General features: G+C 55.7%; 15 protein-coding genes, 1 tRNA gene and 1 pseudogene. 16 read left to right on the top strand and 1 reads right to left on the bottom strand.

All coding sequences use genetic code 11. From position 1 onward, the window contains the following. Window positions 1-32 precede the first annotated feature (32 nt). The 6 genes and pseudogenes from BCS37_RS08505 to BCS37_RS08480 all read left to right on the top strand — a co-directional run bounded on the left by BCS37_RS08505 (window position 33) and on the right by BCS37_RS08480 (window position 4,210). Window positions 33-109: transfer RNA gene (locus BCS37_RS08505), tRNA-Pro, on the top strand. Window positions 110-508: 399 nt separating this feature from the next. Next, complete coding sequence (locus BCS37_RS08500) at window positions 509-877, top strand: hypothetical protein (RefSeq protein WP_006696607.1); 369 nt, start codon at window positions 509-511, stop codon at window positions 875-877. Next, window positions 841-1,749 (top strand): annotated as a pseudogene (locus BCS37_RS08495) (IS3 family transposase); the annotation flags it as partial. The gene BCS37_RS08500 and the pseudogene BCS37_RS08495, both read left to right, overlap by 37 nt. 321 nt (window positions 1,750-2,070) lie before the next feature. Next, window positions 2,071-2,703, top strand: coding sequence for an NfeD family protein (locus BCS37_RS08490; protein ID WP_069181043.1), 633 nt, complete (start codon window positions 2,071-2,073; stop codon window positions 2,701-2,703). Window positions 2,704-2,736: 33 nt separating this feature from the next. Beyond that, complete coding sequence (gene floA / locus BCS37_RS08485) at window positions 2,737-3,735, top strand: flotillin-like protein FloA (RefSeq protein ID WP_069181042.1); 999 nt, start codon at window positions 2,737-2,739, stop codon at window positions 3,733-3,735. 10 nt (window positions 3,736-3,745) lie between these two features. Continuing rightward, window positions 3,746-4,210 (top strand): hypothetical protein, encoded by a 465-nt coding sequence (locus tag BCS37_RS08480; RefSeq protein ID WP_069181041.1) that lies wholly within the window; start codon window positions 3,746-3,748, stop codon window positions 4,208-4,210. Window positions 4,211-4,275: 65 nt separating this feature from the next. Here BCS37_RS08480 and BCS37_RS08475 read toward each other — a convergent pair whose 3' ends face one another. Then, a complete protein-coding gene (locus BCS37_RS08475) occupies window positions 4,276-5,346 on the bottom strand; it encodes a M48 family metallopeptidase (protein WP_069181040.1) in 1,071 nt (356 codons plus the stop codon). 275 nt (window positions 5,347-5,621) lie between these two features. Here BCS37_RS08475 and rny point away from each other — a divergent pair, with 275 nt between their 5' ends. From rny to fliF, 10 genes are all read left to right on the top strand, one after another. Then, window positions 5,622-7,139 (top strand): ribonuclease Y, encoded by a 1,518-nt coding sequence (rny, locus tag BCS37_RS08470; protein WP_237142702.1) that lies wholly within the window; start codon window positions 5,622-5,624, stop codon window positions 7,137-7,139. Between the two features lie 90 nt (window positions 7,140-7,229). Continuing rightward, complete coding sequence (locus BCS37_RS08465; protein ID WP_069181038.1) at window positions 7,230-8,999, top strand: sensor domain-containing diguanylate cyclase; 1,770 nt, start codon at window positions 7,230-7,232, stop codon at window positions 8,997-8,999. 20 nt (window positions 9,000-9,019) lie between these two features. Further along, window positions 9,020-9,574 (top strand): hypothetical protein, encoded by a 555-nt coding sequence (locus tag BCS37_RS08460; RefSeq protein ID WP_069181037.1) that lies wholly within the window; start codon window positions 9,020-9,022, stop codon window positions 9,572-9,574. Between the two features lie 20 nt (window positions 9,575-9,594). Continuing rightward, entirely contained in the window at window positions 9,595-10,377 is a 783-nt protein-coding gene (locus tag BCS37_RS08455) for a TIGR00282 family metallophosphoesterase (protein ID WP_069181578.1), read from the top strand. A gap of 53 nt (window positions 10,378-10,430) precedes the next feature. Continuing rightward, window positions 10,431-11,261 carry a PHP domain-containing protein gene (locus BCS37_RS08450; RefSeq protein WP_069181036.1) on the top strand — a complete coding sequence of 277 codons (831 nt, stop codon included), beginning with the start codon at window positions 10,431-10,433 and terminating at the stop codon, window positions 11,259-11,261. A 34-nt stretch (window positions 11,262-11,295) separates the two neighbouring features. Then, complete coding sequence (locus tag BCS37_RS08445; protein ID WP_069181035.1) at window positions 11,296-12,147, top strand: Asp23/Gls24 family envelope stress response protein; 852 nt, start codon at window positions 11,296-11,298, stop codon at window positions 12,145-12,147. Between the two features lie 172 nt (window positions 12,148-12,319). Then, window positions 12,320-12,739, top strand: a complete 420-nt coding sequence (flgB, locus tag BCS37_RS08440; RefSeq protein WP_069181034.1) for a flagellar basal body rod protein FlgB — start codon at window positions 12,320-12,322, stop codon at window positions 12,737-12,739. A gap of 14 nt (window positions 12,740-12,753) precedes the next feature. Next, the gene (gene flgC / locus BCS37_RS08435) at window positions 12,754-13,209 is read left to right on the top strand and encodes a flagellar basal body rod protein FlgC (RefSeq protein WP_069181033.1); all 456 of its coding nucleotides are present in this window, start codon (window positions 12,754-12,756) and stop codon (window positions 13,207-13,209) included. A 34-nt stretch (window positions 13,210-13,243) separates the two neighbouring features. Beyond that, window positions 13,244-13,546 carry a flagellar hook-basal body complex protein FliE gene (gene fliE / locus BCS37_RS08430; RefSeq protein ID WP_069181032.1) on the top strand — a complete coding sequence of 101 codons (303 nt, stop codon included), beginning with the start codon at window positions 13,244-13,246 and terminating at the stop codon, window positions 13,544-13,546. Window positions 13,547-13,618: 72 nt separating this feature from the next. Further along, window positions 13,619-15,199, top strand: a complete 1,581-nt coding sequence (fliF, locus tag BCS37_RS08425; protein WP_069181031.1) for a flagellar basal-body MS-ring/collar protein FliF — start codon at window positions 13,619-13,621, stop codon at window positions 15,197-15,199.

Raw genomic sequence — 15,199 nt, 5'->3', positions numbered from 1 at the left:
GATGTGGAAAAATCGCTATAATACCTTTTGTTCGGGACGTAGCTCAGCTTGGTAGAGCGCTTCCTTGGGGTGGAAGAGGTCGTGAGTTCAAATCTCGTCGTTCCGACCATTTACTTAGAAACACAACGAGTGCGTTCAGTATATCATACTAACGCACTCGTTTCTTGCATCTATGGGTATACATTTATCCTGCGGATATCGGCGTTTGTAAAAACTCGCAAAAACATACTGTATCTGCTATGATAAAGACACAAAGAGAAGAACCCCTATAAGGCGGAGTCTTCTTCACAGAAAGACAGGAATAACCGCTTACCGTGTCAAAGTAGGGCGGTTATTTCTTTTTTATGCTGATAATGTAGCCAGTGACGAGAACTAAAACAAAAACGTGAAGTGGTAAACTAAAACTGGACACAGAGGGGGTAGAAAATGGACACTGTTTGCAGTATCCTGTACACAGGATGACAGGCAGCGGACAGCCTATCTCCCGATGCAGACAGGAGGTTGCCACGTGAAGTACACCAAGGAGCAACGTTTGGACATAGGCCGTCGGATCTACGACGGCGAGCTTACGAGATATGAAGCAGCAGAAGAATATGGGATCAGCGAGCAGACCGCACGGGATTACATGCGCCACTACCGGGATGCCAACCAGCTCCCGCCGAAAAGGGGTGTGCGCAGCTGCTTGGGTCTTGCCAAGACCAAATCCATACCAGTTCCCACCGGCCTGGAAGATCTCCAGTCCATGACGAAAGAAGAACTCATCGACGCCCTCGTTATGGCAAGGATCACAGAGGCACGCTTAAAAAAAGGTTATCTGGTGGAAGGAGTTGGTGCGGAAAAGACGTTCATTCCTATCGGCAGGAAGAATACCAAGTAGTCATGGAGCTTTCCGGACAGTTCCCCATCCGGCTGCTCTGTACAAAGACCGGAATCCCACGCAGCAGCTTCTACAACTGGAAGAAGAGCGTGGAACATCCACCCGAACAGAAGAAACGGCTTGTGCAGAGCATCGGATTGTTTCAGGAATACCATGGGCGCTTTCCCTCCCATGGCTACCGCTGGCTGAATGCCAAGATCCGATTGGACAAAGGAATCGTATTTTCCGATCCCTATGCCCATAAATGCTGTAAGATCGCAGGGATCAAGAGCCTTTGCAAACATTACAGCTACAAGAAGGAGGGCGATCCGTCCAGAACCTATCCGAACTTGTTGCTTGCAGGAATCAACATCACCGGCCCCATGGAATGTGTGGTGAGTGATATGACCGCTTTTTATGTGGAGCGCACATACTACGAGCTCACACTATATATGGATTTGTGGAATGACGAGCTCATTGCCCACGCGCTCTCATCCAAGCGCGGCGATCGCATGACCTACCTCGACGGCTTGCAGGACGTGCTTGCGTTCAAGAAGCAGTATCCGAATCAGAAGCTCATCCTGCACAGCGATCAAGGCTCTGTTTACGCATCCAAGAGCTACAACGAACTCCTGCCCATGTACAACATTGTCAGGTCAATGTCCAGAGCCGGCACACCGACAGACAATGCCGCGATGGAGGCGATTAATGGTTGGATCAAGGCCGAACTCTTTACAGATTTCCATATTACTTCGCCGGAGAATGTCCCCGCTCAGGTATCCGACTACATTCGCTTCTTCAACGCGGAGCGCCCTGCATATGCCCTTGGATACCTTACGCCGAAGCAGTATCGGGAGCAGTTCGCGCCAAAGCACGAAGGTGCGGCTCCTTGATACGTGTCCTTTGAATGGAGGTCATGGATATTCTGTGTATCACATCTTCGATGAATATGTACAGTATCTCAATTCTAATGACTAATTTTTAGGTTTTTGTGTCCAGTTTTTGTTGACTAGTGCAAACGAACTCGTAATAACTCATATTGCACCACCTCCCGCTTATGGAGCCGGAGAGGTGAAGAAGCAAGCCGCCTTTGCCGATAGGGGGATTCTGATTATACAAGTGACAAATGAAAAGCGCAAGCAGATTATTAGAATTTACATTGCTACACAAACGGCAGGCAATATGATACAATAAAAACATAAAGGAGGGATCTTGTGAACCTAATTGTAGATAATGGTGTTCTGCAAGTGCTGCTGCTTGCCGTTATGTTTCTCTCCGTCATGGTGGAGATTAAGACGGGCGGACTCGGCGTGGGCGTCCTGCTCGGCATTGTCGCAGCGGCGGTGTTCTGGGGAAGCCAATACACGCGTGGACTTGTAGAGCTCTATCACATCGCGGTCTTTCTTGCCGGCGTTCTGATGATCATCGTGGAGATACTGCTGCCGACGGTGGGGCTGCTCGCGGGGCTCGGCGTTGCGGCGATGCTCTACAGCATTGTACTCGCGCTTGGCGGCGATATTGGCGCACTTGCGGCGCTCGGCATCGCCCTTGTGATCTCCGTCATTCTGTTTCTCCTCATCGTGTCGCGGCTGCCGTCCAGCAGGCTGTGGAACAAGATTGTCCTGCAGAAGAGCTCGCGTACAGAGGAGGGCTATGTCAGTGCACTGGAACATGCCGAACTCGTAGGGAAATCGGGCGAGGTGCTTACGGAACTGCGTCCCTCGGGAACGGCGCGCATCGACGGTCGTCCCGTGGATGTGATCTCGGAGGGTGCCTTTATTCAAAAGGGAAAGCAGATCGTTGTTCTGTCCGTGAACGGCAGCCGCGTCGTTGTACGTGAGGCATAGCCGGAGATTCACGGAGATTTGAAGGAGGTTCGTATGGGAACACTGTTTGGAGGAGCATTCCTCATTGTTATCGTCATTCTGGCAATATCTATTTTTTTACATTTTGTGCCGCTCGGACTCTGGGTGTCCGCAATCTCTGCAAATGTCTCGGTCAGCATCGTCTCGCTGATCGGCATGCGTCTGCGCCGTGTTCCGCCGAGCCGCATCGTACTGCCGCTCATCAAGGCGAACAAGGCAGGGTTGGACGTGAGTGTCAATCAGCTCGAGGCACATTATCTTGCCGGCGGCAACGTGGACAAGGTGGTCGATGCGCTGATCGCGTCACATCGCGCGCAGATTGCACTGCCGTTTGAGCGTGCGGCGGCAATTGATCTTGCCGGGCGTGATGTGCTTGACGCAGTGCAGATGAGCGTCAATCCAAAGGTCATCGAGACCCCGATTGTATCAGCGGTTGCAGCGAACGGCATCGAGCTCAAGATCAAGGCGCGCGTTACCGTGCGTGCAAACATCGACCGCCTCGTCGGCGGTGCAGGTGAGCCGACGATCATTGCGCGTGTCGGCGAGGGTATTGTCACAACGGTTGGCTCCTCGCAGAGTCACAATGACGTACTTGCGAATCCGGATGATATCTCCAAGACCGTGCTCGGCAAGGGACTTGATGCGGGGACGGCGTTTGAGATTCTCTCCATCGACATTGCGGATGTCGATGTCGGACGCAACATCGGTGCGGAGCTCCAGACCGATCAGGCGGAGGCGGACAAGCGCATTGCACAGGCAAAGGCAGAGGAACGCCGTGCGATGGCAGTGGCGCGTGAGCAGGAGATGAAGGCGTATACGCAGGAGATGGAGGCAAAGGTTGTCGAGGCGCAGGCAGAGGTGCCGCATGCAATGGCGCAGGCACTGCGCGAGGGCAAGCTCGGCGTAATGGACTACTATCAGCTCAGCAACATCCAGTCCGACACCGATATGCGCCAGGCGATCAGTGCGGCGGGAAAGGTGGACGAAAAGCATCCGGCACCACCCGTAAAGTGAGGGAAGTTATATGGAATACCTCATTGTCATTGCTGTTGCGGTAGCGATTGCTGTCTTTGACGATCGCGTGCGCGGCAAGAAGAAGGTGCCGCCGCCGACCGTGCCGCAGGACATCCCACGCCCGAAGAAGCGCACGGCTCAGAATGCGACATTTGAAATACCGCCGATGCGCGGGATTCCCTCCGATGTACAGGTTACGGTCGATGCAGAGGTGCTGCGTGAACAGGAGCTGCGCAGCAAGTGGGAGGAGGCACGCAAGGAGGCGCAGCGTGCAAAGCGTGCGCGCGAGCGCGACGAGCGTGCGGCACGTCTTGCTGCGGAGGAGGTCCAAACAGTCCCTGCACTTTTGCCGCACGCCGCGCGAATGCCGTCTGTCGTGCTTCCGCAGCTGACACCGAATACGATGAAGCAGGCGATTGTACTCGCAGAGATCCTTGGGAAGCCGCGCGCGCTGCGCAGATTTCCGAGGAGATAAGAAAACCCCGGGATTCACTGCCCTCTGCAATGAACCCCGGGATTTTTCATGCAATTATGGAAGTACTATTTTATTTGGTTCAGCAGGCTGACAATCTCGGAGGGGGCGGCATCGTTGCTCGTACAGCTGATGATGGGCTGTGCGCCGAGCATGACAGTCTGTCCGTCTGCATACGCCGCAGAAGCGGCGTGGCCGTTCTTGTAGGCTGCCGCAAGGTTGCCCATGACAAAGTAGGAGCGTTCGGCAGAGCTCATGCCGCCGGCTGCTGCGGGGGTTAGGAGTTTCTTCTTGTTCACGTAAACCACGCCGTCTTCAACCGTGACCTTACCGCCGCTCATCTCCGTGAGCTTCTTTGCATAGTTGTCGCGACGGGCGGCGTTCGACGGGTGATCGGCAGCGCCGGACATGATGTCAAATGCGCTCGCGGCGTTGTTGCCCGAGAGGTCGATGACGCGCTGCCATACGGCGGCGGTTGCGCCGGGGTTATAGGGAGAACGCGTAATATATTCGAACGCGAGGTTGTCCGCCTCCCACTCCATCGGCTTCGTGAGACCCTGCCCGTTCCAGATGTTTGCGGCGATGGCACCGAGTACCGTACCCGTCGCACTGGCGAGAACCGCAGGCCCGAGAGAGCGCTTCATGCCCTTGGCAGGGTGATCCTTCTGTCCATGCCCCATCTCGTGTGCGAGCACGACGGCAATTTCATCCTCGTTTGTCAGATAGCTGTAAAGCCCTACGTTGACGCTCATGTTGTGTCCGAGTGTGCAGAAGGCGTTAAAACTGTCCTCTCTGTTGATGAAATAGTTGTAGGGGCGGTCGTAGATACTCGCGTCCATCGATCCGATTGCCGCCGTGAGATTGGTAAAGATGCGGTCAAGCTGACTGTTCAAATCCCAGCGATAATACACGCCGTATTTTTCTTGGAGCTCCGCAAAGAGTGCCTGACGTCCCTCCTCGGTTGTGTTGTAGTACTTAATTTGTTTGTTCATTTCGTTTGCGGCGACGGCACCGCCGATGACTGCACCGATGATGCGCTCCGTGTTTGCCTCGGCGACAGGCGGCGCCATAATACCAGTCGTCACAGCTACGGAAAGTGCGAGTGCAATGCCCCGATGCATCCATTTTTGCTTGTTCATATTTCCTCCTCATCCCATAAAGACAGGGAATCGCCGAGCAAATACAGATCGTCGATGCCCCCCGGATACATTATAGCGGAGGGGCTGTGCTTCTGTCTATAGAAGAGAAGTTATAAAACGCACGCGAACAGGAGGAACGCTTGTGCGTGCTCTGTGACGATGCGCACAGAATTCTTGACACTATAGACAAAAAACATTAAAATGAATAAGAGCATTCTATAGGATATTTTGAACTATAACAATAGGAGGTGGCCGTTATTCTTACTGAAATATTGATGGTAATTATTGCCGTTGCTGTCGGTGCTGCTGCGGGCTATGTCGCGCGCAGGCGCACGGCGGAGGCTCAGATAGGATCAGCCGAGGAAGAAGCAAAGCGCATTGTCGAGGAGGCCGGAAAGAAAGCGGAGACAAAGCAGAAGGAGGCCCTGCTCGAGGCGAAGGAAGAGATCCAGCGCCAGCGGCAGGAGTTCGAACGCGATACGAAGGAACGCCGCAGCGAGATTCAGCGTCTCGAGCGACGCGCGATACAAAAGGAAGAGAACCTCGACCGCAAGCTCGAATCCATCGAAAAGAAGGAAGAGGGACTCCAGCGCAAGGAGGCGCGGATCGACAAGACACAGGCGGAGATCACGGCGCTCTGCGAGAGTCAGAAGCAGGAACTCGAGCGCGTGTCCGGCCTTTCATCAGAGGAGGCGCGCACGATTCTCATGGCAGAGGCAGAAGAGGAGCTGAAGCATGAGAAGGCGCGCAAGATCAAGGAGTATATCCAGCAGACGAAGGACGAGGCGGACAAGGCTGCACGCGAGATTCTGAGCGTTGCCATCCAGCGCTGTGCGGCCGATCACGTAGCGGAGACGACAGTCTCGGTCGTGGCCCTGCCGAACGACGAGATGAAGGGCCGCATCATTGGGCGCGAGGGGCGCAACATCCGCACACTGGAGACCTTGACGGGCATTGATCTCATCATCGACGATACGCCGGAGGCGGTCATCCTCTCCGGATTTGACCCTGTGCGGCGCGAGGTCGCGCGCATTGCACTCGAAAAGCTGATCCAGGACGGACGCATTCATCCCGCACGGATCGAGGAGATGATCGAGAAGGCGCGGCGTGAGGTCGATCAGCGCATCAAGGAGGCGGGGGAGCAGGCGACGTTTGAGACGGGGGTTCACGGTATTCATCCGGAGCTTGTGCGCCTCCTCGGACGCATGCGCTATCGGACGAGCTACGGTCAGAACGTGCTCGCACATTCCATCGAGGTTGCACATCTGGCGGGGCTCATGGCGGCCGAGCTCGACTGTGATGTCATGCTCGCCAAACGCGGCGGTCTTCTGCACGACATCGGCAAGGCGGTCAGCCATGAGGTCGAGGGACCTCACGTGACGGTCGGCGCCGATCTTGCACGCAAATATCGTGAGTCCAAGGAAGTTATCAACATCATTGGCTCTCATCACGGCGATGAGGAGGCGACGACGATCGAGGCGGTGCTCGTGGCTGCTGCGGATGCAGTTTCAGCCGCACGCCCGGGTGCGCGCCGTGAGAGCCTCGAGTCCTACATCAAGCGGCTGAAGGCACTCGAGGAGATTGCTGAGTCATTCGACGGCGTGGAGCGATGCTTTGCCATTCAGGCAGGGCGCGAGATCCGCGTCATGGTGAAGCCGGACAAGGTGGACGATGCAGGTGCTGCCGTTCTCGTTCACGACATTGTAAAGAAGATCGAGGGCGATCTCGAATATCCGGGGCAGATCAAGGCGACGGTCATTCGCGAGACGCGCGTCGTCGACTATGCAAAGTAAGCTGTTTTGAAGGATCGAAGAGGGGGCATGCTCCCTCATTTTTAGGAATCCCTGAAGGATGCAGGGATTTCGCAAGGAGGGCCAGGGCATATGCAGCAGCTGACGTACATTGTTTCCGGCACCGCAGATGCCCAGCACCAAGCGGAGCAGACGAAGGAAAAACTGGATCGGATTCCGCATATCGAGTCTCTGCTCATCACCATCACTGCACCCTGTGAGATGCCTCTGGACAAGGCACTTCGAATGCGGGATGCCGTGCGGGAATACTTTCCCGATGCACGAATTCTGGTGCATACCTGCGCCCTAAAGATGGCTGATCTGCGCCTTGATACGGACGGCATTATGCTGACCTTTACGGTGTTTGAGGCATCGCGGGCAGATTTTTTTGTTGTCAGCGAACACATGTCAGAGGCGAAGGAGCAGTTCGAGAACTTCGTCGCTGCGCATCCGCATACGAAGGCTGTCGAGTTCCTCGTCGTCGGCCTGATGGATCAGGTCGACGACTTGTTTGAGAGTTTCTCACCTTTGGATGAGCGTATTCAAGTATTCGGCTCGTTTGTCGATGCACCCTCTATGAATACCTGCGGCTATCTCGTTGCGGATGATGTGGTGCTCACGCGCGGCATGCTCGTTGTTGCCTTCTGCGGGAAGACGCTTGAGGTTCTCGTTACCCGTAATTTCGGCTGGAACACACTCGGCCGTGAGATCACTGCGACCCGCGTCGAAGGGCACACGGTCAAAGAACTCGATGGGGGTGTTCCGCTCAAGATCTACGAGCGCTATTTCGGCATCAAGGACGACGGCAACTTCGGCGTAGATGCCGCTCTTTTTCCGCTCTGTTTCGAGGAGGCGGATGGCTCCATATCGGCGCGTGTCCCGCTCAGAATTGAGGAAGGAACGGGGGAACTGACCTTTGGTCTGCCCCTGCAGGAGGGAACAAAGGTCCGCCTTGCCTACGGCGATCCTTACGGCATCCTCTCGAAGGCAGCGGAGAATGCACGTGATATGTCGGCGTTCTCACCGCAGGCAATTCTCGGGACAGCGTGTATCGGACATTACCTCCTGCTTGGCGATGACGTTGTGACGGAGATGTCACCCTGTGCAGGATGTCCCTCCGCGACCTCTTTTATGTTTGGCGAGGTTCGGCGTGTGAGCGGGCATATCATCACGGCAAACCTCAATGTTCTGCTTGTGGGCATGAAGGAAGACCCAGGCTACGTCAAAAATATCCAGCTTCAGACGAAGCGCGTGGCGCATCTCTCCTACAATCGGAAGATGCTTGCGTTCATGTCACACTTCATCCGTGTCTCGGAGGAAGAGCTGTCCTCGGCAAATCAGCGCCTCACGCAGCTCGCAAGCCGCGACGCGCTGACGAACCTCCTGAACCGCCGCGAGATGGAGCGCCTTCTGAAGGATGCCGTGGTGCAGTCACAGGAACATAAGACACCCCTTTCGGTCATCCTGATGGACATTGACCACTTCAAGGGAGTCAATGATACCTACGGACACGATATGGGGGACAAGGTCCTCTTGACGGTTGCAGGTGCGATCTCGCATACGATCCGCGGCTCGGATGCGGGCTGCCGTTGGGGCGGCGATGAGTTCTTCATCATACTGCAGGGAGCACCGCTCGCCGTTGCGGGCAGGGTTGGTGAGCGCATCCGCCGCTCGGTGGAGGCATCGGAGATGCCGTTTGAGAAGAATATCACGGTGAGTGTCGGCGTCGCAGCGTTTGATCCGGAGAAGGACAACGAGCTTCAGCTCTTCAAGAACGCGGATGAGGCACTCTATCAGGCAAAGAAGACGGGGCGCAACGCTGTTTACGCGCTCGGCCTCGGACGGGTCGACAGCGTTGAGTAGAAAGAATGAGGGATGCGGCTATGTTTGATTTTCTGCGCAGACTCGCGCCACACCGTCCGTCCCGTTCCAGGAGTGAGCAGACGCGTCCCGGCGTGCAGCTGCTCGCCTCGGTGCTTGTATGCTTTCCCGAAATTGAGACCGTTTCCTACGATCCCCATCAGGAGCTCCTGACGATGGATTTCGTCGTTCGTTCGCCGTTTGCCTCGGAAGAGATTACGGCGTTTGCAGCATTTCTTGCCGAGAGTATTGAGACCTATCATGTGATTGAGGGCAGTGCGGCGAGCACAATGGATTTTTCCTATGAGCAGCACGATGAACTTACCATCCTTCACCTCGCGCGTCGGATGGATGAGCTCTCGGAGCGTGAGCTGAGCCTTACGGTTCAGCTCCTGACGGAGCGCTTTGGCGAGGCACTGCTCGTCGATCCGCACGGTGCAGAGGCCTTGGATGCGGAGTTCCGCATGCTGCAGCATGAGACACTCGAGCGCATGCTTATGGCGGTACGTGAGATTCCGCTGCGTGACCGCTTGGTCGGCATTCGCGAGCGCGATCAGGTCATTGTCTACAATCGGTGAGGAAGATGGGAGGGCGTATCGTGCGCATCATGATGGTCGGTGACGTTGTCGGACGCGCAGGCCGACGGGCTTTTCGCACGATCACGCCGCGGCTTCGATCGGAGAAAAAGATCGATGTCGTCATTGTCAACGGAGAGAATGCTGCGGGCGGCAAGGGCTTCACGCGCAAGGCACTGGATGAACTATACGCCGGCGGTGCCGACATTGTGACGGCGGGCAACCACGTCTGGGACAAGAAGGATGTCTTTTCCTTCATCGACGATGAGCCCTTTCTCGTACGTCCTGCGAACTATCCGGAGGGGACGCCTGGGCAGGGATACTGTATCTTCCCGTTCAAGGCGGCAAACATTGCTGTGCTGAACCTCTCAGGGCGCTCTTTCATGCCCGCGTTGGACTGCCCCTTTCAAAAGGCGGATGAAATTCTCGCAGACATCGGCACGAGTGCCGATGTCGTCGTACTGGACTTTCACGCAGAGACGACCTCGGAGAAGCTCGCGATGGGGCACTATCTGGACGGACGCGCGGCGATTGTGGTCGGGACACACACGCATGTGCAGACGGCGGACGAGCAGATTCTGCCGGGCGGCACGGCATACATCACAGATCTCGGCATGGTCGGCGCGTCGGACTCAATTCTGGGCGTGCGCAAAGATCTCGTCATTCAAAAGTTTCGGACGGGGATGCCCGTGCGGTTTGAAATGGCAGAGGGCGCTGCGGAATACGCTGCCGTCATTGTAGACATCGAGAGGGACGGAGGCAGAATCGCAGCGATTGAGCGTGTGCTGCTCCGCGAAGAAGATTAAGGAATTACGGACAAAATTGATGGATTCGTGATTTCCTGAATAAGGAGAATTCTATGCCAAGCGATTTGCATATCCATTCGACCTTTTCCGATGGGAAGGATACCCCGGAGGAGATCGTGGAAGCCGCAAAGGCTGCAGGGCTGCGCTACATTGCCATCACAGATCACGACAGCGTAGAGGGGGTTACGGCACTCTATGAGAGCGGGTATGCCTCCGGCAGCCTGCGCATCATCCCTGGTGTCGGCTTCACGGCGGGCGATGCGCAGCACGAAGTGCATATTCTGGGCTACAATATTGATATCTACGATGCCGGCCTTCAGGAAAAACTCGAGGAGATCAGCGAAGCGCGCTGGGCTCGCTTTACGGAGATCGTCGAACTCCTGCAGAAGCTCGGCTATGAGATCGGCGAAACCGAGGTGCTGACGGACGAGGGGATGTGCAAGGCGGTGGGGCGATCCCATGTGGCACGCGTCCTCGTTAAGAAGGGGTACTTCGACTCCATACGTGCCTGCTTCGATCAGCTGCTCACGCGCGGAAAACCTGCCTATGTGCCGCATTTTCGGCTAGTTCCCGAGGATGTGATCGAGCTCATCAAAGGGGCAGGCGGGATTCCTGTGCTCGCAAATCCAAAGGAACTCGATGATGAGGCGACGGTGGCTCACCTCATCGCGCAGGGAATCGGGGGAATCGAAGCGTTTTACCCGACCTATGACCTTGCGGATACGCAGCACTATCTGGGCCTTGCGCAGCAGCACGGGCTTCTTGTCTCGGGCGGTTCGGATTACCGTGGCTTTGCGGGACGGCAGCCGGATGCAATCGGACAGTTCACCATCGAGGACATCTATGCGGAGAATTTTTACCGCCCGTCACAGGCTATGGCATAGCGCGGGAGAACGGTGAGATGAGAGGAGAAACACAATGGACGTTATCGCCCTTGTCGGTCCAAGCGGTACCGGCAAAAGCCACCGCGCCCTATGGGTTGCTCAAAAAAATGGTGCAGATGCCATCATCGACGACGGGATTTTGATTAAGGACGGAAAGGTGATCGGAGGGTATTCGGCAAAAAAAGAGAAGAATCGGATCATGGCGGTGCGCCGTGCAATCTTCGTTTTGCCGGGACATGCCTCCGATGTACGCAGGGCGATCGCCGAATCCCTCCCGCGCCGCATCCTCATCCTCGGCACCTCGGAGAATATGGTTCAGAAGATCGCCAAGGCACTCAAAATTGGCCCCGTGAGCAAGATCATCCGCATCGAAGACATTGCCTCGAAGAAGGATATGGAGCTGGCGCAGTACCATCGGCTCAAAAAAGGGGAACACATCATTCCTGTGCCGAGTATTGAGCTTAAACCGCATTTTTCCGGCTATCTGATCGATCCCATCAAAAGCTTCTTCAAAACGTCCTCGTCCAAGCGTCGGCGCCTTGGGGAGCGTTCCATTGTACGCCCCGTGTTCAGTTACTACGGCAAACTCATCATCGACGACTCGGTCATCAAGAGTATTGTGCATATTGTCGCGGAGAAACTGCAGGAAGTGTACCGCGTCGGTGCAACCCATGTGAGGCATATCGTGAACGGGGATGACGATCTGGGCATCGTGGTCTCGATAGAGATCGTCTTCGCCTATGGTCATGCGATTGCGGAGGCGATGGCAGCGCTGCGGCTTGAACTGCAAAAGGAGATTGAGCGAATCACGGGCATGGTTGTGCACGAAATTGACATTCTCGTCAAGAGTCTGCACGTCGATAAAGCTGTATCGGCACGCGCTTAATTAGCTTTCCTTTAAAAATTTGCACCGATTCCAAAATCTATACTTCATTTTTTTTATGAAAAATGTTAGAATGAAAAGGATTTTTTTGGGGGATGTAGAACTAATATATATCTGTTTTGTGTGCAGTTTTTTCCTGTGCGCATAAAATACGGGGAAAGGAATGTGACTTTTCATGCTTGAGCAGCTGGTAAACACCTCGACGATTGACATTGGCAGCCGTGCAATGGCAGCGGCTGCACTTCGGCATGAGGTGCTCAGCAACAACATTGCCAACGTGAACACACCGTACTTCAAGCGGAGCCACGTCCGCTTCGAGGACTTGCTGAAACAGGAATTGGGACTGGGAAACGACCCTTTGATGAAGGTTGTGCGTACGCATGACCGGCATTTCCCCATTCCCTTTCACGGAAAGGCACGTGCTGTGATTGAACAGGACGATCGGACGAATATGCGTCTGGATGGGAACAACGTCGACATTGACGTGGAGATGGCGGAGGTCTCGAAGAACCAACTGTATTACAGCGCAGTCGCCACGGCGCTCGGAGGGCACATCAGCAAGCTGAAGAGTGTCATCAATAGCGGTCAGAGCTGATAGGGGGGCACGATATGGGAATGTTTTTGGGAATTGACGCAGCGGCTTCCGGACTCACGGCAGAGCGCCTGCGCATGGACGTGATCTCCAATAATATCGCAAACGCAAATACCACACGCGCACAGGGCGGAGGAGCATATCACCGCCGCTATGTGGTCTTTCAGCCGCGTGAAAAGGGCGCCGGCATCGGCTTTGAGTCGTTCCTTGCGCGTGCCTCGAACCGCCTGCGTCCGGGCGATGGCGTACGCGCCCTCTCCATTCAGGAGGATCGCACGCAGGGGCCTCTCGTCTATGAGCCGGGACACCCGGATGCAAATGCAGAAGGCTATGTGGAGCGGCCGAATGTCAACATCGTCGCAGAGATGGTTGACATGATCTCGGCTTCCCGTGCCTACGAAGCGAATACGACGACGATCAGTGCGGCAAAATCCATGGTGACCGCAGCGCTTCGCATTGGCAGCGGCAGCTAATTTCTGTGCACGGCAGTAAGGGAGATCAATGTATATGGAAGTACAAGCACTGCAAATGACCCCCGTTACGATGCGCGCCACCAGTCATCTGGGCGAGACCATCGAGAAAGAGCCGCCGAAGAGCTTTGGCACCTACCTGAAGGATGCCCTCTCCGAGGTGAACAAGCTTCAGCTTGCATCGGATGAGCAGAACAAACTGCTTGCTGCAGGCGAAATCTCGGACGTCTCTCAAGTCATCGTAGCCGGGCAGAAGGCGGAGATCGCACTGCAGCTGACACTGCAGCTGCGCAATCGAGCCATGTCTGCCTATCAGGAAATCATGCGGATGCAGGTATAAGGATTGCCTGCCGTTTTCGCACGCCGCATGAGCGGCGTTGCATAACCGTGATGACTTGAAGGGAAAGAGATTATGGGAGAGTGGAAAGAGCGCGGTCTTGCCTTGTGGAAACGCTTTGACAAGCGCCAGCGCTACATCATGCTCGGTTCAGCACTCGCGATTCTCGTCCTCATTTTTGGTCTGAGTTTTTGGTATGGCAGCAAGCCTGATATGGTGCCGCTGTTTACCGATATGGAGACCAAGGACGCAGGCGAGGTCGCAAACCAGCTGCGCGAGTCGAAGATTGCCTATGAGGTACAGGAAAACAAGACGGGTACAACAATCCTCGTACCGACGGCGAATGTCCACGAGGCACGTCTCAACCTCGCGACACAGGGGCTGCCGCGCGGAAACAAGGGCTTTGAGATCTTCGATGACAGCAAGCTCGGTGTCACCGAATTCCAGAACCGCGTCAACTACCTGCAGGCCCTGCAGGGCGAACTGACGCGTACGATCGAACAGCTCGAGGCCGTCGAGAAGGCACGCGTTCACATTGTGCTGCCTGAGGACAGCCTCTATAAGAAAGAGGAGAAGCCGGCAACAGCATCCATCATGCTGCGGCTGAATCCGCATGCGGAGCTGACGAAGAAGGAGATCAAGGGCATTGTCAACCTTGCGGCGCACAGCGTCAAGGGGTTGACTCCCGAGAACATCACGATTGTCGACGATACGGGAAAGATCCTCAACGATCCCGACGATCAGGATGAGAACTCCCTCGGCGTCAAGACGCTTACGCAGCTCGATATGACGCGCAAGGTGCAGGACAACATCGAGAAGAAGGTACAATCCCTGCTCGATCAGACGCTCGGTGAGGGGCGCGCATTTGCACGCGTCAGCGTGGAGCTCGACTTTGATGACCGCCTGACCGACCGTCAGACATTTACACCGGTTGTCGATGATTCCGGCATCATTCGCAGCCAGCAGGACATCTCGGAGAGCTACGTCGGCAGCTCTACGAATCCGGGCGGCCCTGCAGGCGTACAGAGCAACGTGCCGGGCTACGTGGAGCAGGAAACAAACGCGAATGCCGAGTATGAGAAAAAGGAATCCACAAAGAACTACGAGATCAACGAGGAACGTCAGCACGTCATCGCCTCTCCGGGGTCGATCCGCCGCCTGACGGTCGCCGTTCTCGTCAATGACGATGTGACGCAGCCGCAGCAGGAGAGCATCCTGCGTACGGTGAGCAGCGCGGCGGGCATCAACCCGCAGCGCGGCGATACGATTTCCGTTGAACCCCTGCCGTTCAGCACGGAGGCTGCAGAGCGCCGTGCCGCAGAGGAGCAGGCGGAGAAGGATCGTCAGGATCGCATCTTCTATACGCAGGTCGGACTTGCCCTGCTCATCATCGCTCTCATTGTCGCAGGTATCCTTATGTACCGCCGCAAGAAACGCCTCGAGCGCGAAGCAGCCGAAGAGGCACGGCGTCTCGAAGAGGAGCGCATTGCAGAGGAGCGTGCCGCAGCAATCGCGGCAGGCGAGGTCGAGGAAGAAGATCTCTCCGAGGAGGAGCAGCAGCAGATGAACCAGAAACTTGCGCTGCTCGCGCTCATCGACAGCAAGCCCGAAGAGGTCGCACTCCTCGTTAAGACGTGGCTTTCGGAGGAGGAGTAA

The organism is Selenomonas sp. oral taxon 920 (assembly GCF_001717585.1).
In the GTDB taxonomy this organism is placed as follows: domain Bacteria; phylum Bacillota; class Negativicutes; order Selenomonadales; family Selenomonadaceae; genus Centipeda.
The sequence above is the reverse complement of the archived record's forward strand: the minus strand, read 5'-3'. Positions and strand labels throughout refer to the sequence as shown.